Raw genomic sequence first — 22,507 nt, 5'->3', positions numbered from 1 at the left:
CCTAGCCCCCATGGCCCGTTCGCCCCGGCAGCGGCGGCAGCAGGCTGCGCGGATCGAAATCCTCGGGATACTGGCTGGCCGCGCGCTGGCTGAGCCGCGCCTGGTGTTCGGCATAGGTTTCGGGATTCCAGATGCGGAAGTAATCCCCGGCCGAGATGAAGAAGGCTTCGTTCTTCAGGCCGATCTTTTCGCGCAACTTCTGGGGGATCGTCAGGCGACCATCATCGTCGATCTGGGTTTCCAGCGATTGGCCGTACATGCGCTCTTCGACCAGAAGGCGTTCGGGAGAGCCGCGCTGCATCAGCGAGATCTGCTCGTCGATCTCGTGGATCGCCTCCATCGAATAGACTTCAAGGAATTTCTGGCTTTCGGGACCATAGACGATGACGATATTCGGGCGCAGACCTTCCTTCCAGTCTGGGTCGCATGCCTCGATCACGCGGCGGAACGAGGCCGGGATGGAGACGCGACCCTTCGCGTCCACCTTGTAAGTCTCGGAACCTCTGAACCTGCGTGCCAAGGGCCCGCGCTCCCTACCTGTCCCCTTCGTCCCCCAGGTCGGATCGAACCGCCTGATGTCCCGGGATGGAAAACGGCGGACCGGGCTGCTGCCACTGCCCAATCCGCCGCCCTCGTCCCATCACTGGGGTGTCCGACTGCGCTTGCCACCTGGGGGGGATGTCTGCTCGCTTGCGCGCCGGATCTTTTGTGCGATGAAAGCGGGTGCCTGTATGAAACCTGACTTTCGCCGTTTGGGTCTTGCCGCCCTTGTCAGCCCGTCCTCATCGTGCCTCAAGGGATGACATGGGAATTCATGGGAATCAACAAAAATCTTTTCGGCAGCAGGCCGTCGAGAAGGCAGAAATCGAATGAATGGATAGGAAAATTCCACGCACATCCATAGACCAACACATGATGATGCGCATATCGATGAGAAATTTACTACATATGGCCCGGACGGAACGGACCTCAAACGGTTCCATGAAATCCCATATTTTTGCATCAAAACCCGCAGATCGCGCCGTCAGCGCCATTGAGGTCCGACCGATCAGCGACTGCAAGCCGCGATAATCCGGCCTGATACGCGCGAACACCCCGGGTGATTCGCCCGTGCGCCCGCTCTCGGTGCCGCCAGTTCCATGAATTCCCATGGAACGATCACGGCCCCCGACGCGGCACCCATGATTTCCCAACGGGAATTCCATGCAACTCAAATCCGGTGGGGCCATCGGCAAGGCAACCAGGCGCAAGCACATGGCAGCCCCCGCCGCGTCGCGTAAGCCGTATCGCGCGAACGCGCTGGCCATCTGCTTGCTGCCTAGACTGCGGGCAAGCTGCCAATGCCGGAAGCATTAACAGAAATGTGACGCTTGCCATGCAATTGCTGCATAGCGGCATTGAGCATTCCCGGGATTGTGCATGCGCAGCATTGGCGCCATCTTGTGGGCAACGGCATCGACGGGGCCGCAGCCGATCGGACCTGAACGGATCAGCGACGAACGACCCCGCCAGTCAGTAACGAGGAAAAAGACATGGCTTATTCGAACACGATCCGCACGGCCGATCACGGCCTTATCGACCAGATCCGCAATCTTGTCAGCAATCTGCGCGACGCGCATCGCCGCTACAAGATGTACCGTCAGACCGTGCGTGAACTGTCCGCGCTGTCGGACCGCGAACTGAACGATCTCGGCATCTCGCGCTCGTCCATCCGGTCGATCGCGATCGAAGCCGCCTACGGCAAGTAAGGTTTCTCCGCGCCTCTTCTCCTCCCCCTCGAGGCGCGCGAGTTGCGGCGGCACCTCCTCCTCCCTGATGCCGCCGCACAGTTTGGCCAGAACGGCCTGAAGAACGCGCCGACCTCCCTCCTCCTCCCTGGGTTGGCGTCGTGAAGAGCGGCGGTGGCTTCCTCCTCCCAGCCACCGCCGCACTTCAGCCCCTCTGGCGGCCCATCCCCCTCCCCGGGCCGCCTTTGCAAGGCGGGCAGTGTCGTGTTCCTCCTCCCCGCGACACTGCCCTGCCTGCGGAATTGCGACGATCCTCCTCCCTGGATCGTGGTTGCAACTGGCGGCGCCAAATGGCGCCGCCTTTTTTCGTTTCGCGGCACTTTTCCATCATCAGTCGCACGCCGTACGGCCCGGATACGCGTTCCGGCAGCACAGGACCTGTTCCGAATTGCGAAAACCCAAAAGAGCCCTTAGCATCGAAGCATGACGATAGAGAAGCTTCAATGGGTCTACCAGCTCTCGGATTTCGAGACATCCGGCGGCAACATTGCGCCGCCGGACGAGCAAGGCGCGCGTGCACAGGGGTCTCCTCCGTTCAACCTGCAACTGAAACCGACCGCCCAGCCAATACAGGTCCAGGTCAACGATGGCGGCAACGATGGGTTCGACGAAATCAGTTCCGCGAATCAGGTTCTGGACGCCCCGGTCACCATAGATGGGACCACCTATCCTGCCGGCACCCGGATATTCGTCAACTACGGGTTGGAGGATGCGAACGGCCTTCGCGTCTATTCGATAACGATCGGCGGCACGAATTCAGGCAACAACACAACGACCGCACTGATTTCCGAAGGCCCCCTGACACCCGGGCAGCAATACACGTTCATTCAAGAATTCAATATCGGCCGGAACGAGGTCGACTATGCCAATCTTGCCTGCTTCTGCGGCGGCACGATGATCGCGACCCCCGGGGGAGAACGCCCGATCGAATCGCTGTCGCCCGGCGATCTGGTGATGACGCTTGATCATGGCCCCCAACCGCTTCGTCATGTGGCACGCAGCGTATGTCTTGCCAGGGGCGACATGGCGCCGGTCGTCTTTGCCGATGGCGCGATCGGCAACAAGGGCAAGCTGCGCGTATCGCCCAATCACCGCATGCTGGTCCGCGGTCCGAAGCTGGAATTGCTGACCGGATTTCGCGAAGCTCTGGTGGCAGCCAAGCACATGGTCAATGGGCGCACCATCATCCGTGCCGAAGGCATGCTGATCACCTATTTTCATCTGCTTTTCGACCGGCATGAGATCGTTCTGTCAAACGGGGTGCCAAGCGAAAGCTTCTATCCCGACAACGCTCTGGGCCCCGATAGCGCATTGAGCGATGCCGAAACCGAGGTTCTGGCAGAGCAGCGCATGCTGTTTCCCGGCCTTGCACCCAGTCTCGACGCTCCGGCATCCGCGGCAAGGCCGTGCCTGAAGAAATACGAGGCGATCGCCCTGATTCACGGGTAAGTGCGGCCGGCCGATCCGGACCCGAATGCGGGCCAACCCTCACAACCGCTTCAGTCTTCAGAAAGGCATGTCGTCCGCCGCCGCGGCGGCCACGACATAGCCCGCCACGACATGCTTGGTACCCGCCTTGTCAAAGGCCACGACCAGCTTGTCGCCTTCGATCGCCTCGACCGTGCCATAGCCGAACTTTCGGTGGAACACCCTGTCGCCCAGCGTGAAGACGGAAGAGGCATCAAGGTCGATGATCACGTTGCGCGCCTCGCGCGGCTGACTTGTCGGCCGCGTTTGGGCCCGCTCTTGCAGGCGGCGCCAGCCGGGCGAATTATAGGCATCGGACCGCGCGGCGCGTTCTTCGATCCCGGACGCAGTGCCTGCCGTGGACGCCGCGCCATAGCCGCCGCCATACAGGCCCGGTGGCGTCAGAACCTCGACATGCTCGGCCGGCAATTCATCGATGAAGCGCGACGGCATCTGGCTTTGCCACTGGCCATAGACGCGCCTGTTGCCGGCAAAGGATATGGTGCACAGACGTTCGGCCCGAGTAATGCCGACATAGGCCAGGCGGCGCTCTTCCTCCAGCCCCTTCAGGCCGTTCTCGTCCATGCTGCGCTGGCTGGGAAACAGGCCGTCCTCCCAGCCCGGCAGAAAGACCACGGGAAACTCCAGCCCCTTGGCCGCATGCAGGGTCATGATGGTGACCTTGTCCTCGCCCTCTTCGGCATCGTTGTCCATGACCAGGGCGACGTGTTCAAGAAAGCCCTGCAGGTTCTCGAACCCTTCCAGCGCCTTGACCAGTTCCTTGAGGTTGTCCAGCCGCCCCGGCGCCTCGGGCGTCTTGTCATTCTGCCACATCGCCGTGTAGCCGGATTCGTCAAGGATCGTTTCGGCAAGGCGAATGTGGTCGTATCCCGGTCGCAGTGTCTGGGCATGCCAGCGTTCGATCCCCGAAAGGAATTCGCGCAGATTCCGCGCCCCCTTGCCACCCAATGCCCCATTCTCGATGACGGCGCGCGCGCCTTCGAACAGGCTGGTGCCCGCCGCGCGCGCGGTCGACTGGATCAATTGCTGCGCCTTGTCGCCAAGACCGCGCTTGGGCGTGTTGACCACCCGCTCGAAAGCCAGATCGTCGGCGGGAGAAACGGCCAGGCGGAAATAGGCCATCGCATCGCGTATCTCGAGCCTTTCGTAGAATCGCGGACCACCCACGACGCGATAGGGCAGACCGATCGTCATGAAACGATCCTCGAAGGCGCGCATCTGGTGGCTGGCGCGCACCAGGATCGCCTGATCGTTCAGCCGCACGGGATCCATCTCGCCGCGGCCGCGGGCCAGTGACTCGATTTCCTCGCCGATCCAGCGCGCTTCTTCCTCGCCGTCCCAGTGGCCGATCAGGCGCACCTTCTGGCCGCCCGTCGATTCGGTCCACAACGACTTGCCCAGCCGGCCCGCATTGGCCGCGATCAGCCCCGAGGCCGCACCCAGGATATGTTCGGTGGATCGGTAATTCTGCTCCAGCCGGATCACGCGGGCGCCCGGGAAATCCTTTTCAAAGCGCAGGATGTTGCCGACCTCGGCGCCGCGCCAGCCATAGATCGACTGGTCGTCGTCGCCCACGCAGCAGATGTTGCGATGGCCGGCCGCCAAAAGCCGTAGCCACAGATACTGGGCCACGTTGGTATCCTGGTATTCGTCCACCAGGATGAAACGGAACTTCTGCTGGTACCGGGTCAGTATGTCGGGGTTCTTCTGGAAGATCGTCACGACATGCAGCAGCAGGTCGCCGAAATCGACCGCGTTCAGCGTCACAAGCCGCGCCTGATAGGCTGCATACAGCTCGCTTCCCCGGTGGTTGAAGGCGCCAGCCTCGGCCGCCGGCACCTGTTCGGGCCGCCATGCGCGGTTCTTCCAGTGATCGATCAAGCCCGCCAGCTGCCGCGCCGGCCAGCGCTTTTCGTCGATATTCGCGGCCGTGATGACCTGTTTCAGCAACCGGATCTGATCGTCGGTATCCAGGATCGCGAAGCTGGATTTCAGCCCCACCATTTCGGCATGACGTCGCAGGATCTTGGCACAGATCGAATGGAACGTGCCCATCCATGGCATCCCCTCGACCGGCTGGCGCATCAGCTGGCCCACGCGCTCCTTCATCTCGCGGGCGGCCTTGTTGGTAAAGGTCACGGCGAGGATCTCGCCCTCGCGCGCGCGGCCCTGCGCCAGAATATGCGCGATCCGCGCCGTCAGGGCACGCGTCTTGCCGGTTCCCGCGCCAGCCAGCATCAAGACCGGCCCATCCAACGCCTCGACCGCCTCGCGCTGGGCGGGGTTCAGGCCCTCCAGATAGGGCGCGGGGCGCGCAGCCATCGCGCGCCGGGAAAGCGGAACCATGTTGCCGGGGGCGGTATCGTCGGTACGGGTCATGTGCGGCAATCTAGACGCATCGCACGGCGAAGAAAAGAGAAGTTCACACTCTGTTCCAGAGGCCTTTGCGCAAAACTCTGGACTTTTCCGCGCACGCTTTGGACAACTCGCGCATGGACCTGCACCAGCGCTATCCCGCGATATCGGATCTGAAATCCCGCGCCCGGGAGCGAATTCCACATTTTGTCTGGGAATTTCTCGACAGCGCCACCGGGACCGAGGCCACGCAGAAGCGCAACCGCCGGAAACTGGACGAGATCCTTTTTTACCCCTCGGTCCTGCATGGAGAGATCGAGACCGACCTTTCGGCCCGGCTTCTGGGGCGCGAATACCCACTGCCGTTCGGGATCGCGCCGGTCGGGATGTCGGGGCTGGTCTGGCCCGACGCCGAGCGCATTCTGGCACGCGCCGCTGCGCGCGCGGGCATCCCCTATGTCCTCTCCACCGTCGCGGCCCAGCCGCCCGAGGCACTGGCGCCCGCTATCGGCCCGGATGGCTGGTTCCAGCTCTACCCGCCCCGCGACCCCGAGATCCGGGCGGACCTTTTGCGCCGCGCAAGGGAAGCGGGCTTTGCAGCGTTGGTTTTTACGGTGGATCTTCCCGCGGCAAGCCGTCGCGAACGGCAAGTGCGCGCGGGCCTGACCCAGCCGCCCCGGCTGACGCCCGGATTGCTGGCGCAGGTCCTGGCCCGCCCCGCATGGGCATTGGGAATGACGGCGCATGTCGCTCGAGAAGGCCGCCCCCGCCTGCGAACGCTGGAAAAGTATGCCGACAGCTGCGAGAGCCGCTCCTCGACCGACCATATCGGCTATCGCCTGCGTGTGTCGCCCGACTGGGATTATCTGCGTGCCGTGCGGGACGCATGGCGGGGGCCCTTGATCGTCAAGGGCATCCTGCGCGCAGACGACGCCAGGCGCCTGGAACAGGAGGGGGTCGATGCGGTCTGGGTGTCAAACCATGCGGGGCGCCAGTTCGATGCCGCGCCCGCCTCGATCAAAGTCCTGCCCGAAATCCGCGCGGCCACGGATCTGCCGATCTTGTTCGACAGCGGCATAGAGAGCGGCCTGGACATCTGCCGCGCGCTTGCGCTGGGCGCCGATTTCGTGATGCTGGGCCGGGCCTGGCACTATGCGCTGGGCGCGCTGGGTGCGGATGGTCCCGCCCATCTGGTCGAGATCCTGGCGCGCGATCTTCGGGCCAATATGGGCCAGATGGGAGCTGCGCGCCTGTCCGACCTGGCCCATCGCCTGGTTCGGTAAATGACGCAAATTCCGTCATATTGTCGGCTGCCTCCGGCAAATCGTCGGAATGCCGGACATCAATCGAACAACTTGTTGCACGAATGTTGCAACGCGTCGCAAACGGGCCTTGCGCGGCGACGCGGCATCCCTATTGTGCGCTGCAAGCGCGACCGGGGGAGAAACGGACATGACCGAGTTCAAGAAAATCCTTGTGGCCAACCGCGGCGAGATCGCGATCCGCGTCATGCGCGCCGCGACCGAGCTGGGAAAGCGCACCGTCGCCGTCTATGCCGAGGAAGACAAGCTCTCGCTTCACCGCTTCAAGGCTGACGAGGCCTATCGCATCGGCGAAGGGCTGGGCCCGGTGCAGGCCTATCTTTCGATTCCCTCGATCATCCGGGTCGCCAGGGAATGCGGCGCGGATGCGATTCATCCCGGCTATGGCCTTCTGTCCGAAAATCCCGAATTCGCCGAAGCCTGCGAAAAGGCCGGTATCGCCTTCATCGGCCCGCGCCCGGAAACGATGCGCGCGCTTGGCGACAAGGCCAGCGCCCGGCGCGTGGCGATCGAAGCGGGCGTGCCGGTGATCCCTGCCACGGACGTCCTGGGCGACGATTGGGAGGCCATCAGGGCCGAAGCCGAAAAGATCGGCTATCCGCTGATGCTGAAGGCCAGCTGGGGCGGCGGCGGACGCGGCATGCGCCCGATCCTTGGCCCGGACGAATTGATCGAAAAGATTCGCGAAGGCCGGCGCGAGGCCGAGGCTGCCTTCGGCAATGGCGAGGGTTATCTGGAAAAGATGATCCAGCGCGCCCGCCATGTCGAGGTCCAGATCCTCGGCGACAAGTACGGCAACATCTATCACCTCTACGAACGCGACTGCACGGTGCAGCGGCGCAACCAGAAGGTGGTCGAGCGCGCGCCTGCCCCATACCTGACGCAAGAGCAACGCGAGGAGCTGTGCGAGCTTGGCCGCCGCATCTGCGCCCATGTCGGCTATGAATGCGCCGGAACCGTCGAGTTCCTGATGGACATGGACACGGGCGCCTTCTACTTCATCGAGGTCAACCCCCGCATCCAGGTCGAACATACGGTCACCGAGGAAGTGACCGGCATCGACATCGTCCAGGCGCAGATCAAGATCGCCGAGGGCAAGACACTGGCCGAGGCGACCGGCGTCGCGCGGCAAGAGGACATCACGCTGTCCGGTCACGCCCTGCAATGCCGGGTCACGACCGAGGACCCCCAGAACAACTTCATCCCCGATTACGGTCGCATCACCGCCTATCGCTCGGCCACGGGCATGGGCATTCGTCTGGACGGCGGCACCGCCTATGCCGGCGGGGTGATCACGCGTTATTATGACTCGCTTCTGGTCAAGGTCACGGCATGGGCCAACACGCCCGAACAGGCCATCGCGCGCATGGACCGGGCGCTGCGCGAATTCCGCATCCGCGGCGTCAGCACGAATATCGACTTCGTCATCAACCTGCTGAAACACCCGACCTTCCTGTCGAACGAATACACGACGAAGTTCATCGACACGACGCCCGAGCTGTTCAACTTCCGCAAGCGGCGCGACCGGGCGACGAAGATCCTGACCTATATTGCCGACATCACGGTGAACGGGCATCCCGAAACCGCCGGTCGGCCCAAGCCTCCGGCCGAAGCGCGCCAGCCCAAACCGCCGGCGCTGCGGGCCGAACCCGCGCCGGGCACGCGAAACCTGCTGCTCGAAAAGGGTCCGCAGGCGGTCGCCGACTGGATGGCCGAACAGAAGCGGGTGCTGATCACCGACACGACGATGCGTGACGGGCATCAATCGCTTCTGGCGACGCGGATGCGCTCGATCGACATGATCCGGGTGGCGCCCGCCTATGCGGCGAACCTGCCGCAGCTGTTCTCGGTCGAATGCTGGGGCGGCGCGACCTTCGACGTGGCCTATCGCTTCCTGCAGGAATGTCCATGGCAGCGCCTGCGCGACCTGCGCGCGGCCATGCCGAATCTGATGACGCAGATGCTGCTGCGGGCCTCGAACGCGGTGGGCTATACCAACTATCCCGATAACGTCGTGCGGGAATTCATCCGCCAGGCGGCGGAAACCGGCGTCGACGTCTTCCGCGTCTTCGACAGCCTGAACTGGGTCGAGAACATGCGCGTCGCCATGGATGCTGTGATCGAGCAGAACAAGGTCTGCGAAGGCACGATCTGCTATACCGGCGACATCCTTGACCCGGATCGCGCGAAATACGATCTGAACTATTACGTCAACATGGGCAAGCAGCTGCGCGATGCCGGGGCCCATATCCTGGGTCTGAAGGACATGGCGGGGCTTTTGAAACCCGCCGCGGCGCGCGTGCTGATCAAGGCGCTGAAGGAAGAGGTCGGTCTGCCGATTCACTTCCACACACATGACACCAGCGGTATCGCGGGGGCGACGATCCTTGCCGCGGCCGATGCGGGCGTGGATGCGGTTGACGCGGCGATGGATGCGTTCTCGGGCGGAACATCGCAACCCTGCCTGGGTTCGATCGTCGAGGCGCTGCGCCATACCGAGCGTGACACGGGTCTGGATATCGGCGCCATCCGCGAGATCTCGAACTACTGGGAAGCGGTCCGCGCCCAGTATGCCGCCTTTGAATCGGGTCTTCAGGCGCCCGCCTCCGAGGTCTACCTGCACGAGATGCCGGGCGGGCAGTTCACCAATCTCAAGGCGCAGGCGCGCTCGCTGGGGCTGGAAGAACGCTGGCACGAAGTCGCGCAGGCCTATGCGGACGCCAACAAGATGTTCGGTGACATCGTCAAGGTCACGCCATCGTCGAAGGTCGTGGGCGACATGGCGCTGATGATGGTCGCGCAGGGACTGACACGCGAGCAGGTCGAGGACCCGAATGTCGAGGTCGCCTTCCCCGACTCGGTGGTGGACATGCTGCGTGGCAATCTGGGCCAGCCGCCGGGCGGATTCCCCGAGGGCATCGTCAAGAAGGTGTTGAAAGGCGAAAAGCCGATGACCGACCGGCCGGGCAAGCACCTGCCGCCGGTGGATCTGGAGGAAACGCGCCGCAAGCTGTCCGAAGAGCTCGAGGGCTTCAAGGTCGATGATGAGGACCTGAATGGATACCTGATGTATCCGAAGGTCTTCCTCGACTACATGGGCCGGCACCGAATCTATGGCCCCGTGCGCACCCTGCCCACCCGGACCTTCTTTTACGGGATGGAGCCGGGCGAGGAAATCTCGGTCGAGATCGATCCTGGCAAGACGCTGGAGATCCGCCTGCAGGCCGTCAGCGACACCGACGACAAGGGCGACGTGAAGGTCTTCTTCGAACTCAACGGCCAGCCGCGCGTCATTCGTGTCCCGAACCGCATGATCAAGTCGAAGGCCGCCGCGCGTCTGAAGGCCGACGAGAGCAATCCCAACCATGTCGGCGCCCCGATGCCGGGCTCGGTCGCCTCGGTCGCGGTTCAGCCGGGGCAGAAGGTGGGCCAGGGCGATCTGCTGCTGACGATCGAGGCCATGAAGATGGAAACCGGCATCCACTCGGAACGGGCGGGCGTCATCAAGGCGGTGCACGTTCAGCCGGGCAGCCAGATCGAGGCCAAGGATCTGCTGATCGAGTTCGAAGCCCAATAAAGTGCGGGATAACCCGCCCACTGGCCGGCGCATGATTGCGCCGGCCTTTTGCGTGACCGGCAAGAGAGCAGTGAAGGTGAGAATCGGCCCGGCCCGGATCCCCGTCGATTGGGGCATGGCGGGCCACCCGGCAGGCAAGGCGCCGGGCCTCCCCGGGGGCGGACGTTGACGAAAAATCACGCCAGGCCGCAATTTTCCTCTTGAAGCCCCCGGCGGATCGAATTATCTGACGGCGCATCGAAACGGGGCGGGCGTAGCTCAGGGGTAGAGCATTACCTTGCCAAGGTAAGGGTCGTGAGTTCGAATCTCATCGCCCGCTCCATTCGAAAACAAGGGCGCCAACGGGGCGCCCTTTGTTTTTTACCCTCCATCGCGCCACGCCCAAGCGACTGGAATCGCGCATTTTTGCCCTTGCATCCATTGGGAAGAATCGCTAGATGCAGCCGCACAGAGCGGGCGTAGCTCAGGGGTAGAGCATTACCTTGCCAAGGTAAGGGTCGTGAGTTCGAATCTCATCGCCCGCTCCAGTTTTCCTCCATCAATGTCGGGTCCCGTGGCCGTTCGACGCAGCGCCGTCACAGCGCCAAGACTTGCAGGTCGTGGCCCCTGCCGGGAGCGCACACATGAGTGACGAGCAAATCAGCTATATTGCTGCCACATTTTTGCCGCATGTTTGACCTTGCGGCATTTTCCGCGCACAATTTGGCAATGTCATAATTTTTGGCAGTCCGCCCGGCATTGGGCCGGCACGAACACATTTTTCAGCTGCCTCATTCGAGACGGAGGATTTGAAGATGATTACCCATTCGCGAACGGTCTGGAGGTCGCTGGTTGTCGCGACAGCGTTGACCCTGCCCATGCTCGCTCCGACGGCGTCCAGAGCCGATGTAAGCGAGGAATTTCTGAAATCGCTGTGCCAGAAGAAGGTCTTCTATCGCAGCGAGATACGCAAGCTGCAGCGCAGCCCGGATTTCGCCCAGATCGTTGAATATACATTGAAAAACTGTCCCTTGGTGATGGCTGCGCTGACAAGCCAACCGACCGCATCGATCCCCGCGCCCAGCGATGATGACAATGACGGCGGCGGGCCGGGAGGCTCCGGCGGATCGGGCGGCAGCGGTGGCGGTGCCGGCGGCGGATCGGGTGGCTCCGGCGGCTCGGGCGGCAGCGGTGGTGGCACCGGCGGCGGATCGGGAGGCTCCGGCGGCTCGGGCGGCAGCGGTGGCGGTGCCGGTGGCTCGGGCGGCAGCGGCGGTGGTTCCGGCGGTGGAACCGGTGGCTCTGGCGGTGGCTCTGGCGGTGTCGGTGGCAATGGCGGCGGCTCCGGCGGTGGAACCGGTGGTTCCGGCGGTGTCGGAGGCAATGGCGGTGGTTCCGGCGGTGTCGGAGGCAATGGCGGTGGTTCCGGCGGCGGGCTCGGAGGCTCCGCCAATTGACACGGTCATGGCAACCTGCCGTGAACCTGGGCGCGCCTTGCGGCGCGCCCAATCGTGTGAGGCATGATTGCCACGTTTGCGCCCTATTTCTGACGCCCAATTGACACATTGCGGCGAAAGGCCCATTTTTCAACCGAATGCCAAGCGGTGATGAGCCGATTTTCGGTCAGGCCACCGCATCACAGAGGATCAAGCCATCCTCACCCAGATGGCCATTGCGGCCAGGAGTGTGCACCATGATTGCGAGTATCAGGCCCACGTTGAAATTCCTGATGATTGCGACAGCCCTGACTGCCCCGACGGTCGCGCCTTCAGGCGCCGAAGCCGCAGTCACGGAAGAATTCCTGCGCGAGCTTTGCGCGCGCGACGTGTTTTACCGTAGCGAGATCCAGCGCCTGCAGCGTAGCCCCGATTTCCCACAGATCGTCGAATACACCCTGCAGAATTGTCCGCTTGTCATGGCCGCGCTGACCAGCCAGCCGACAGCCGCGATTCCAGGCAGTGACGAGAATCCGTCCTCTGACCGAGATTCAAACCCGGGCGGAAATGCCGGAGGCGGGTCTGGCTCTGACTCTGGCGGGTCGGGTGGCTCCGGTGGCTCGGACGGCAGCGGCGGTGGTACCGGCGGCGGGTCGGGTGGATCCGGTGGCTCGGGCGGCAGCGGTAGTGGTACCGGTGGCGGGTCGGGTGGCTCGGGCGGCAGCGGTGGCGGTTCCGGCGGCGGGTCGGGTGGTTCCGGCGGCTCGGGCGGCAGCGGCGGTGGTACTGGCGGCGGGTCGGGTGGATCCGGTGGCTCGGGCGGCAGCGGTGGTGGCTCGGACGGCAGCGGTAGTGGTGCCGGTGGCGGGTCGGATGGTTCCGGTGGCAGCAGTGGTGGTTCCGGCGGCGGCGATGACGGATCGGGAGAGCACAAGGGCCCCGGGAAGAAGGACGGCCCGGGCAAGAAGGAAGATGGTCCCGGCAAGAAGGATGGACCGGGAAAGAACGACGGGCCTGGAAAGAAGGAAGACGGGCATGGAAAGAAGGATGGACCGGGCAAGAAGGAAGATGGCCCCGGACGCAAGGGAACCGACAAGGCCGAGACGGCTGACGAACGAACCGAAAGATCCGAGCCTTCGAAACCGGAACGGGAGGAAAAAGGCTCCGAGAAGTCGGATGCGAAGTAACTCTTCGCTCTTGGCCTGGTCATGAAGGAACACGGTCGCGCCTCGTCGCGGCCGTGTTTACTGCCGGGGGTTGAAGATACCGCCTGCCAGAACCGCCCCCCAGCGGGAGGGAGCCCGCGGACTTTGCATCTTCAGAAAGCTGTACCCCGTCCGATGCCAGGGCAGAACGCGATCGGTCAGGGTATCCAGAACCAGATCCGCATGGCCCGCACGCGCAACCAGCACGGCATGCGACCTGCCCGACCTGTCCAGAACGGCGGCGATCAACAGGTTGCCCGCCGGAATTCCGCGCGAGATAAGGATCTGCTTTTTCAGCAGCACAAGGTCCTCGCAATCGCCCCCGCGTGAACCGGGCAACGTCCACAGCTCATCGGTGCCGTATTGGACCCGGTCCTCGACCATCGGGACACGGCGGTTGACCTCACGGTTTACGGCCTTAACCAATTGGACCTCCTCTGGGGTAAGGCCCGTCTTGTGTCGATCGGCAGCACAGGCCCAGGGGTATTTCGTGCAAATCCCGCCAAAACCGGGCGGCGCCGGAATCGGCTTGATCGTGCTCAGATGCGCCGGGACATCCTTCAGCCCGCGTCCATGGGCGGGCGAACCAATCGGGCCAGTTGCACACGCAACGACGGCAATTGCGATCGCCAGAGTCACACGCCACGACGGGCGATCCGCGATCGCCCCCTGCCCAAAATTCATGTGATCTTCCCCAACTGGTTACCGCTTTGGGGCGCTGATTGAGGCAAGACGGGCCGGTTGGGCAATCGTCAAGATCACGGCAGCCACGGGGATGCGGATTTCCGCGCACCCTGCCCCTTTTCTCCAAGCGAACCGCCGCCTATAAGCAGCGGGCAGACAGCGGAGGCAGCCATGCGCAAGGCGTCGATCAGCCGCAAGACGGCGGAAACCGACATCACCGTCGAAATCGACCTGGACGGCCAGGGCCGATACGCCAACAGCACCGGCGTCGGCTTCTTCGACCACATGCTTGACCAGCTTGCCCGCCACTCGATGATCGACATGAATGTTCGGGCAAAGGGCGATCTGCATATCGACGATCACCACACGGTCGAGGATACCGGCATCGCCCTGGGCCAGGCATTGGCCCAGGCGCTGGGCGACAAGCGCGGTATTCGCCGCTATGGACATTTCGCCCTGGCGATGGACGACGCACAGGTCTCCTGCGCGCTTGACCTGTCGGGCCGACCGTATCTGGTTTGGAACCTGTCCTTCCCGACACAGAAGATCGGTACATTCGACACCGAACTGGTGCGGGAATTCTTCCAGGCCCTGTCCACTCATGGCGGCATCACGCTGCATGTCGATCTGGTGCACGGGCTGAACAGCCACCACATCGCCGAAGCGGCCTTCAAGTCCGTTGCCCGGGCGCTGCGCATGGCGGTCGAACCCGATCCGCGCGCAGGGGACAGCCTTCCATCGACGAAAGGTGCGCTGTGAGCCTGACGGTTCTTGTCGATTACGAATCGGGCAATCTGCATTCGGCCGCCAAGGCCTTTGCCCACATGGCCCAGGATGTCGGTGCGGGCGAGATTCTTGTTTCTGCCCGCCCCGAGGACATCGCGCGCGCCGATCGCATCGTATTGCCGGGCGATGGCGCATTCCCCGCCTGCCGCGTGGCGCTGGACAGCCGATCGGGCCTTTTCGAAGCGATCGAGGACGCCGTGATTGCGCGTGCGCGGCCGTTCCTGGGAATCTGCATCGGAATGCAGATGATGGCCTCGCGCGGGCTGGAATATCGCGAAACGGCGGGCTTTGGCTGGATCCCCGGCCAGGTCGAGCGGATCACGCCGGTCGATCCGACGCTGAAGGTGCCGCATATGGGCTGGAACGATTTGGTGATCGACCGCGCTCATCCGGTTCTGAACGGCGTGGAAACCGGCTGCCACGCCTATTTCGTCCATTCCTATCACTTCCGCGTTGCCGACCCCGCACATCTCGTCGCGCATTGCGACTATGGCGGCCCGATCACGGCAATCGTCGGGCGCGACAACATGGTCGGCACGCAGTTCCATCCCGAGAAGAGCCAGGCAACCGGGCTGAGGCTGATCGCGAATTTCCTGACCTGGAAGCCATAGAAAAGGCCCGGGCGATATCCGCTCCGGGCCCGAATTCCTGCGGTCGCGGTCGACTATTTCACGCGCACCCAGGTCTGGCTGGAGCACAGAAGACCGCCCGCCACGCAGCCCGAAAGCTTCAGCTGATCGCCATTCAGCTTGATCTTGCCCAGATAGATCTTGTTGTTCGACGGACGCCAGACCTTGCCCTTGTAGGCGTTCGGCCCGTTCGGCACCATGTCGATCACCAGCGTCTTGCCCAGGTTGGGCGACTTGTATTCGCCATCCGCGCGGAACGTGCGCGCGATCTTGCCGCAGAAAGCCTGACCGCAGGGCTCGATCACCACATGGGCAAAGGCGCCGTCATCGGGCTCGGTCTGCCAGACGCCTTCCACCGGATCGGCCGCAGCCATCCCGGCCACAAGCGACAACAGCGCGGCGGCAACATATTTCTTCATTTACGGGTCCTCCCTGAACGTCTCCCCACGCGGATCATCCTTCCTAACGGCATTTGCGTCCAGCATGACGTGGCGTAGAGCCACCTGACCCGCGCCGGAAAGACAGGCGGTATCCAGGCGTTCGGTCACGCGATTCAGCTCGGCCCGGCAACGCTCGATCACGAAATCGGAAAAGGCGCGGATCTTCGGGTCGCGCAGGCGCCGATGCTGCGTCAGACAGACCAGCTGAACCGGCAGCGGCGGAGAGTCCCGCACGACCGGCACCAGCCGGCCCGCCTTCAGATGCTCGGCCACCTCGAATATGGGCTTCATCACGATTCCCCGCCCATCCAGCGCCCATCCCGTCAGCACGTCGCCATCATCGCTTTCGAACGGGCCTGATACCTCGAAGGGGCGCGGGCCGTCCGGGGTCATCAGGGTCCACCGGAACTCGCGCGCGCCGGGGAACCTAAGGTTCAGACAATCATGCCGCTCGGCCACCATGCGCTCGGCCGTGACCGGATCGCCCCGCCGTTCGACATAGGACGGAGCGGCGCATAATATGCGCGGACATTCCGCGACCACGCGGCGCTTGAGCGAGGAATCCTCGAGCGGGCCCAGATGAAAGGCCAGGTCCAGCCCCTCGCCGACCACGTCGATCCGACGGTCCGACAGGCGCAACCGAATGTCGATCCGGGGATGCTGATCCTTGAACTCGGGAAGGCAGGGCGCGATGAACCGCCGCCCGACGCCCAGCGGCGCGGCAACGAAGATCGTTCCCCGCAGATTGCGCGTGGAATCCATGACTGCGGCCTCGGCGTCGTCGATCGCCTCGAGTATCCGGCGCGCGCCGTCATAGAACAGCCGTCCGCTTTCGGTCGGCTGCAGACGGCGCGTCGTTCGGTTGAACAGCCGCACCCCCAGATGCCGCTCGAGTTCGGCAATCCGGGCCGACGCCACGGCGGGCGAGGTGCGCTGATCGCGCGCCGCCGCCGACATCGAGCCCAGTTCATAGACACGCACGAACATTCGGATATTGCTGACATAGGCCATGGGATACCTTTGGATTGTCAGGCCATGATTGAAGGTTTTCTGTCATTCTCAGGATTATCAGGACAATCCTGCCCGCGATAGGCTGACCCTGCCAGTAGAATGGAGAGCAAGGATGCAGGACTGGATCATCATGGGCGAATGGCTGGAATTCGCCGTGCGCTGGCTGCATGTCATCACCGCCATCGCCTGGATCGGTTCATCCTTCTATTTCATTGCGCTGGATCTGGGGCTGCACCGCGACCGGAGGCTGGAGAGCGGCGCGGATGGCGAACAATGGCAGGTCCATGGCGGCGGCTTCTACCATATCCAGAAATATCTGGTCGCGCCCGAGCGGATGCCGGACGATCTGGTCTGGTTCAAGTGGGAAAGCTACAGCACGTGGCTGTCGGGATTCGCGCTGCTGGTTCTGGTCTATTACCTTGGGGCCGACCTGTACCTGATTGACCCGCAGGTGCGCGCGCTGGCGCCCTGGCAGGCCATCGCCATCTCTCTGGCGTCGCTGGCCGCGGGCTGGGTGTTGTATGACAGGCTGTGCCGCTCGCGGCTCGGGCATCACCCGACCGCGCTGATGGTGGTTCTGTACGTGATCCTTGTCGCGCTGGCATGGTTCTACACGCAAGTCTTTTCGGGCCGTGCCGCGCTGCTGCATCTGGGGGCGGTGACCGCCACGATCATGTCGGCAAATGTCTTCATGGTCATCATTCCCAACCAGAAGATCGTGGTCGCCGACCTGATCGCGGGGCGCAGGCCCGACCCTGAATATGGCCGCATCGCCAAGCTGCGTTCGACCCACAACAACTACCTGACGCTGCCGGTCATCTTCATGATGCTGTCGAACCACTATCCGCTGGCCTTTGCCACGGAATACAACTGGATCATCGCCTCGCTGGTCTTCCTGATGGGCGTGACGATCCGGCACTGGTTCAACACGCGACACGCGCGCAAGGGCAGCCCGACATGGACATGGTTTGTCACCGCGCTGCTGTTTCTTGCCCTCATCTGGCTGTCCACCGCGCTCCTGCGCGGCTCTGGGGATGACAGCGCCGCGATCCCCGGATCGGCGCTGCGCTTTGCCGCAGCCCCCCAGTTCGAAGACGTCGAGTCGATCGTCCTTGGCCGGTGTTCGATGTGCCATGCGGCCGAACCGGTGCAAGAGGGATTCGTCGCGCCGCCGCGGGGCGTGATGCTGGACACGCCGGCCCGGATCGCGATCCATGCGCGCGAGATCTATCTGCAGGCAGGCGTCACCCATGCGATGCCACCCGCGAACATCTCGTTCATCGAACCCGAGGAACGCGCGCTGATCCGTGACTGGTATCGGGCGGCGATTGCACGGGACAGTGCCGGAGGCGCCTGAGGCTTGCAACCGGACCCTGCATCTGGTCAGTTTGGCGCCAGATTTCCATTCTGGCCGGTGAAACTTGCCGCTTTATCGACTTCTTGCCCGGATTGGCTTTGCAATCTACGCCCGCAAGCTGCGGCGCGCGGGCCGATCCGATGAACTGGCCGAACGTCTGGCGCGCGGGCCGGAACGGCAAGAGTCTGGCCCGCTGATATGGGTCCATGCGGCCTCGAACGGCGAGGTCACATCGGCCCGCGCCATGATCCAGGAACTTCTGTCTGCCGCCCCGGACCTGACGGTCCTGGTGACGGTGAACAGCCAGACCGCCAGGGATCTGGTCGAAAGCTGGGGCGTCCGCCGCATTCGTTCAGCCTTCGCCCCTTTCGACACCCGCCCTGCCCTGCGCGCATTCCTCGACCGCTGGCAGCCGCTTGCACTGATCGTGATCGAGGCCGAGCTCTGGCCCGAGCGTATCGCCATGTGCGCTCGCCACGCGGTTCCGGTCTTCGTGATTGGCGCCCGAATGTCCGAAGGGTCGTACCGGGCCTGGCGCTGGCTACCCTTCGTCATGCGCCGCATGTTGCGATCAGTCCGGATGCTCTGCGCCCAGGACCCCGCTTCGCAGGCACGCTTTCGCGCCCTTGGGCTGCCGGATTCGCGCCTTGGGCCTCTGGTGAACCTGAAGGCGACCCATGCCGCATTGCCCCCCGACGCCGAGCACGGACTGCCCTGGCGGCGCGAGGACACGTTTCTTGCCGCATCAACCCACGAGGGCGAAGAGGAAGTCGTGCTTGACGCCTTTGACCGCGCACGGCTCCATCGGCCCGAGCTGCGCCTTGTCCTGGCTCCGCGGCACCCAAGGCGTCGCGACGATATCGAGGCCATGCTGCGCAAACGTGGCCTCGACTTCGCGACACGCTCGCGCGGCACTCCGATCCAGCCCCGGACGTCGGTCTATCTGGCCGATACGATGGGCGAAATGGCGCTGTGGTATTCCGCCGCCGGAATCGTGTTCGTCGGCGGGTCGCTGGTCGATCGCGGCGGACATACGCCATTCGAGCCCGCGGCGCATGATTGCGCCATACTGCATGGCCCCCACGTGTCGAATTCGGCGCCGGCCTATGCGGCCTTGCGCGCCGGGAATGCCGCGATCGAGGTCACCGACGCCCACAGCCTTGCGCGCGCGCTCGTCACGCTTGGGAACCCAGCTGCACAAGCCGAGTTGGGCCGAAAGGGGCGCGAGGCTCTGGCGGCCCTGGCCGACCCGTCGGGGCTGGCCGCGTTCCGGCAAGAGCTGGCTCAGGCGACCGGCCTGCCCCTGGCGCCGTGAAATAGCTTGCACGCCGCGCAGCAGGCACTGGAAGGCGCGAATCAAGGCTGCTATCCTGTTCCGAAGGCAATTGCGGATCGGTGCTGACACCGGCGCAACGGCATGAGCGGCCACAAGACCGATTTCGAGGCAGGACAGACAGACCGTCAGGATGAAGCAGGAGTCAAGGAAAAGATCCGCGCAGGACAGGACCAGGGAGAAGGTGAAGTCGCAGGTCGCCGCCCTGTGCTGGCGTATGCGCGAAGATCGGCCCGAAATCCTGCTGGTCACCAGCCGCGACACCGGGCGCTGGGTCATTCCCAAGGGCTGGCCGATCAAGGGCAAGTCCGACCCGCACGCAGCCCTTCAGGAAGCCTGGGAGGAAGCCGGGGTCAAGGGCGAGGTCTGCGCGGATTGCGTGGGCTTCTACGCCTACGACAAGCGGCTCAAGGACGGATCGACCCGGCCGGTCGTGGTTTCGGTCTTTCCGGTCGCCGTGCGCAAGGTCGTCGACGATTTTCCCGAACGTCGCCAGCGTCGGCGCGACTGGGTCAGCCCCGAGGAAGCAGCCCGGCGCGTGGACGAGCCCGAATTGCAGGCGCTGCTTGCCGCGTTTCATCCGCCATCCAGGGCGACCGGCCCTGATGACCGGACTTGATCCTTCCGGCAGACATCACCAGATATGCTCTCACAAGCCTGAGGGTGCCACATGATCCGCTACTCGCTCGTCTGTGCCGATGGTCATGATTTCGACAGCTGGTTCCAGTCTGCCGACGCCTTCGATCGCCTGAACGCGGGCGGCCACGTCGCCTGCGCGGTCTGCGGTTCGACCGAAGTCACGAAATCGCTGATGGCGCCCTCGGTCGTGGGCGGCCGCAAGGCCGAGGAAAAGGCCTCCGAACCGGCCCTGAACGCGCCCAGGAACCCGGTCGAACACATGCTTGCCGAGCTGCGCCGCAAGATCGAGGCAAGCTCTGAATATGTCGGCATGAACTTTGCCGCCGAGGCGCGCGCCATTCACGAAGGCGAGGCGCCCGAACGGCCGATCTATGGCGAGGCGCGGCTCGAGGATGCCCGCACCCTGATCGAGGATGGCGTGCCCGTCACCCCCCTGCCCTTTCTGCCCACGCGCAAGGCAAACTGAGGATACGCGATGCATGTTCTGATCACAGGCGCAAACCGAGGCATCGGCAAGGCCCTGGCCGACGCCGCGCGCGCTCGCGGGGATATCGTCACCGGCACGGCGCGACGGCCCGCAGATGACCTGCTGCCGCTTGACGTCACCGACGCGGCATCGGTGCGTGCGCTGGCGGACCGGCTGTCGGGTCAGCCGATCGACCTGCTGGTCTGCAATGCGGGCGTCTATCCCGACAAAGGACACCGGCTGGAGGATGGCTATGGCCCCGAGGTCTGGGCCGAGGCGTTCGCGGTCAATGTCACGGGCGTCTTCCTGACGATCCGCGCGCTTCTGCCCAATGTCGAGCAGGCACGCGGAAAGATCGCCATCCTGTCGTCGATCATGGCATCCGATGCAAATGCGCCCGGCGGCAGCTACGCCTATCGCGCCTCGAAGGCGGCGGCGCTGAACCTGGGCCGCAACCTGGCCGTCGATCTTGCCCCGCGGGGCATTTCGGTCGGCATCTATCATCCTGGCTGGGTCCGCACCGAAATGGGCGGCCCGCAGGCCCAGGTCGAACCCGAGGAGGCCGCGCGCGGATTGCTGGGCCGGTTCGATGCGCTGGGCCCGAACACCAGCGGATGTTTCGAAGATTACACGGGGCAGCCGATTCCTTTCTGAAACTTTCCTGCCCCCTTGCCCTTGCCTGCGCGGGCGCATAAGAAGCGCGCGACTTGGACCGTGCGCATGCGCGCCACAGCTGGGGGGCTGGAATGCCGCTTCTGGTGATGAAATTCGGTGGCACCTCGGTGGCCGATCTCGACCGCATTGCCAATGCCGCCGAGAAGGTCAAGCGCGAGGTCGATCGCGGCTACAACGTCATTGTCATCGTCTCGGCCATGGCGGGCAAGACCAACGAACTGGTCAACTGGGTCGAGCAGACATCGCACCTGTATGACGCGCGCGAATACGATGCAGTCGTTTCGTCCGGGGAAAACGTGACGGCCGGCCTGATGGCCCTGAGGCTGCAGGAAATGGGCATTCCTGCGCGCAGCTGGCAGGGCTGGCAGGTGCCGATCAACACGACCAGCGCGCATGGCGCGGCGCGCTTCGTGTCGATCCCGCGCGACAATATCGACCGCAAGTTCGAGGAAGGCATGAAGGTCGCCGTGGTCGCTGGCTTTCAGGGCGTCAGCCCCGAAGGCCGCATCACCACGCTGGGCCGGGGCGGTTCCGACACGACAGCAGTCGCCTTTGCGGCGGCCTTTGGCGCCGAACGCTGCGATATCTATACCGACGTCGATGGAGTCTATACGACCGATCCGCGGATCTGCTCGAAGGCGCGCAAGCTTGACAAGATCGCCTTCGAGGAGATGCTGGAACTTGCATCCCTTGGCGCCAAGGTCCTGCAGACCCGGTCGGTCGAACTGGCGATGCGCTACAAGGTACGCCTGCGCGTTCTGTCCAGTTTCGAGGATACTGACGAAAATTCCGGCACCCTGGTGTGTGACGAGGAGGAAATCATGGAATCGAAAGCCGTATCGGGCATCGCCTATAGCCGCGACGAGGCCAAGATCACGCTCGTCACAGTCGAGGACAAGCCCGGCATCGCCGCGGCGATCTTCGGCCCGCTGGCCGAGGCCGGTGTGAATGTCGACATGATCGTGCAGAACATCTCGGAAAAGAATTACGAAGGTCACAGCGGCGCGGTGACCGACATGACCTTTTCCTGCCCCATCAATCAGGTCGAACGGGCCAAGAAGGCGCTTCAGGATGCCCGGGAACGTGGCGAGATCGCCTATGATGATCTGGTCGTTGATACCGAGGTCGCAAAGGTTTCGGTCGTCGGAATCGGGATGCGCTCGCAGTCCGGGGTGGCTGCACGCATGTTCAAGGCGCTGGCCGACGAGAATATCAACATCAAGGTCATCGCCACGTCCGAGATCAAGGTCTCGGTCCTGATCGACCGAAAGTACATGGAACTTGCGGTCCAGGCGCTGCACGACGCCTTTGAACTGGACAAGACCGCCTGACACTGGC

General features: G+C 63.8%; 20 protein-coding genes and 2 tRNA genes. 16 read left to right on the top strand and 6 right to left on the bottom strand.

Annotated features, from left to right (window positions below; all coding sequences use genetic code 11):
• Position 1: 1 nt before the first annotated feature.
• Positions 2 to 520: a division/cell wall cluster transcriptional repressor MraZ gene (gene mraZ, locus LV82_RS05760; protein ID WP_104069896.1), complete on the bottom strand. Its 519-nt coding sequence runs from the start codon at positions 518 to 520 to the stop codon at positions 2 to 4.
• 301 nt (positions 521 to 821) lie between these two features.
• Positions 822 to 1,307: a hypothetical protein gene (locus LV82_RS14760; RefSeq protein WP_146065128.1), complete on the bottom strand. Its 486-nt coding sequence runs from the start codon at positions 1,305 to 1,307 to the stop codon at positions 822 to 824.
• Positions 1,308 to 1,532: 225 nt separating this feature from the next.
• Between LV82_RS14760 and LV82_RS05750 the strand changes: the two genes are divergently transcribed.
• Positions 1,533 to 1,748: a DUF1127 domain-containing protein gene (locus LV82_RS05750; RefSeq protein WP_104069894.1), complete on the top strand. Its 216-nt coding sequence runs from the start codon at positions 1,533 to 1,535 to the stop codon at positions 1,746 to 1,748.
• A gap of 462 nt (positions 1,749 to 2,210) precedes the next feature.
• Positions 2,211 to 3,236, top strand: a complete 1,026-nt coding sequence (locus tag LV82_RS05745; protein WP_104069893.1) for a Hint domain-containing protein — start codon at positions 2,211 to 2,213, stop codon at positions 3,234 to 3,236.
• A gap of 57 nt (positions 3,237 to 3,293) precedes the next feature.
• Here LV82_RS05745 and LV82_RS05740 read toward each other — a convergent pair whose 3' ends face one another.
• Positions 3,294 to 5,654: an ATP-dependent helicase gene (locus LV82_RS05740; protein WP_104069891.1), complete on the bottom strand. Its 2,361-nt coding sequence runs from the start codon at positions 5,652 to 5,654 to the stop codon at positions 3,294 to 3,296.
• 113 nt (positions 5,655 to 5,767) lie between these two features.
• On the opposite strand from LV82_RS05740, the gene LV82_RS05735 reads away from it, so the two are divergent.
• The 6 genes from LV82_RS05735 to LV82_RS15050 all read left to right on the top strand — a co-directional run bounded on the left by LV82_RS05735 (position 5,768) and on the right by LV82_RS15050 (position 13,131).
• Positions 5,768 to 6,913 (top strand): alpha-hydroxy acid oxidase, encoded by a 1,146-nt coding sequence (locus tag LV82_RS05735; RefSeq protein WP_104069890.1) that lies wholly within the window; start codon positions 5,768 to 5,770, stop codon positions 6,911 to 6,913.
• Positions 6,914 to 7,082: 169 nt separating this feature from the next.
• Positions 7,083 to 10,529 carry a pyruvate carboxylase gene (locus LV82_RS05730; protein WP_104069888.1) on the top strand — a complete coding sequence of 1,149 codons (3,447 nt, stop codon included), beginning with the start codon at positions 7,083 to 7,085 and terminating at the stop codon, positions 10,527 to 10,529.
• A 247-nt stretch (positions 10,530 to 10,776) separates the two neighbouring features.
• A tRNA-Gly gene (locus LV82_RS05725) sits at positions 10,777 to 10,851 on the top strand.
• A gap of 130 nt (positions 10,852 to 10,981) precedes the next feature.
• Positions 10,982 to 11,056 (top strand) — tRNA-Gly (locus tag LV82_RS05720).
• Between the two features lie 267 nt (positions 11,057 to 11,323).
• The gene (locus LV82_RS15055; protein WP_211289170.1) at positions 11,324 to 11,965 is read left to right on the top strand and encodes a hypothetical protein; all 642 of its coding nucleotides are present in this window, start codon (positions 11,324 to 11,326) and stop codon (positions 11,963 to 11,965) included.
• A gap of 236 nt (positions 11,966 to 12,201) precedes the next feature.
• Positions 12,202 to 13,131 (top strand): hypothetical protein, encoded by a 930-nt coding sequence (locus tag LV82_RS15050; RefSeq protein ID WP_211289169.1) that lies wholly within the window; start codon positions 12,202 to 12,204, stop codon positions 13,129 to 13,131.
• A gap of 57 nt (positions 13,132 to 13,188) precedes the next feature.
• Here LV82_RS15050 and LV82_RS05705 read toward each other — a convergent pair whose 3' ends face one another.
• Positions 13,189 to 13,833 carry a transglutaminase-like cysteine peptidase gene (locus LV82_RS05705; protein WP_245873083.1) on the bottom strand — a complete coding sequence of 215 codons (645 nt, stop codon included), beginning with the start codon at positions 13,831 to 13,833 and terminating at the stop codon, positions 13,189 to 13,191.
• Between the two features lie 171 nt (positions 13,834 to 14,004).
• On the opposite strand from LV82_RS05705, the gene hisB reads away from it, so the two are divergent.
• Together hisB and hisH are read left to right on the top strand one after the other, a co-directional pair.
• Complete coding sequence (gene hisB / locus LV82_RS05700) at positions 14,005 to 14,592, top strand: imidazoleglycerol-phosphate dehydratase HisB (RefSeq protein WP_104069887.1); 588 nt, start codon at positions 14,005 to 14,007, stop codon at positions 14,590 to 14,592.
• Entirely contained in the window at positions 14,589 to 15,230 is a 642-nt protein-coding gene (hisH, locus tag LV82_RS05695) for an imidazole glycerol phosphate synthase subunit HisH (RefSeq protein ID WP_104069885.1), read from the top strand. Before hisB ends, hisH begins: the two co-directional genes overlap by 4 nt.
• Positions 15,231 to 15,283: 53 nt before the next feature.
• Here the strand turns inward: hisH and LV82_RS05690 are convergent, their stop codons facing one another.
• Positions 15,284 to 15,667, bottom strand: a complete 384-nt coding sequence (locus LV82_RS05690; protein ID WP_104069884.1) for a DUF2147 domain-containing protein — start codon at positions 15,665 to 15,667, stop codon at positions 15,284 to 15,286.
• The gene (locus tag LV82_RS05685) at positions 15,668 to 16,699 is read right to left on the bottom strand and encodes a LysR family transcriptional regulator (RefSeq protein WP_104069882.1); all 1,032 of its coding nucleotides are present in this window, start codon (positions 16,697 to 16,699) and stop codon (positions 15,668 to 15,670) included.
• Positions 16,700 to 16,811: 112 nt separating this feature from the next.
• On the opposite strand from LV82_RS05685, the gene LV82_RS05680 reads away from it, so the two are divergent.
• From LV82_RS05680 to LV82_RS05650, 6 genes are all read left to right on the top strand, one after another.
• A complete protein-coding gene (locus LV82_RS05680; protein WP_104069880.1) occupies positions 16,812 to 18,056 on the top strand; it encodes a urate hydroxylase PuuD in 1,245 nt (414 codons plus the stop codon).
• A gap of 64 nt (positions 18,057 to 18,120) precedes the next feature.
• Complete coding sequence (locus LV82_RS05675; RefSeq protein ID WP_104069879.1) at positions 18,121 to 19,371, top strand: 3-deoxy-D-manno-octulosonic acid transferase; 1,251 nt, start codon at positions 18,121 to 18,123, stop codon at positions 19,369 to 19,371.
• 202 nt (positions 19,372 to 19,573) lie between these two features.
• Positions 19,574 to 20,008, top strand: a complete 435-nt coding sequence (locus LV82_RS05670) for an NUDIX hydrolase (protein WP_245873082.1) — start codon at positions 19,574 to 19,576, stop codon at positions 20,006 to 20,008.
• 51 nt (positions 20,009 to 20,059) lie between these two features.
• Positions 20,060 to 20,494 (top strand): DUF1178 family protein, encoded by a 435-nt coding sequence (locus LV82_RS05660; protein ID WP_104069874.1) that lies wholly within the window; start codon positions 20,060 to 20,062, stop codon positions 20,492 to 20,494.
• Positions 20,495 to 20,503: 9 nt separating this feature from the next.
• Positions 20,504 to 21,148 carry an SDR family oxidoreductase gene (locus tag LV82_RS05655; protein WP_104069873.1) on the top strand — a complete coding sequence of 215 codons (645 nt, stop codon included), beginning with the start codon at positions 20,504 to 20,506 and terminating at the stop codon, positions 21,146 to 21,148.
• 92 nt (positions 21,149 to 21,240) lie between these two features.
• A complete protein-coding gene (locus LV82_RS05650) occupies positions 21,241 to 22,500 on the top strand; it encodes an aspartate kinase (RefSeq protein WP_104069871.1) in 1,260 nt (419 codons plus the stop codon).
• Positions 22,501 to 22,507 lie beyond the last annotated feature (7 nt).

Source organism: Albidovulum inexpectatum (assembly GCF_002927635.1).
In the GTDB taxonomy this organism is placed as follows: Bacteria; Pseudomonadota; Alphaproteobacteria; order Rhodobacterales; family Rhodobacteraceae; genus Albidovulum; species Albidovulum inexpectatum.
Note: the sequence above shows the minus strand (reverse complement) of the source record. Positions and strands in the feature narration are given on the sequence as shown.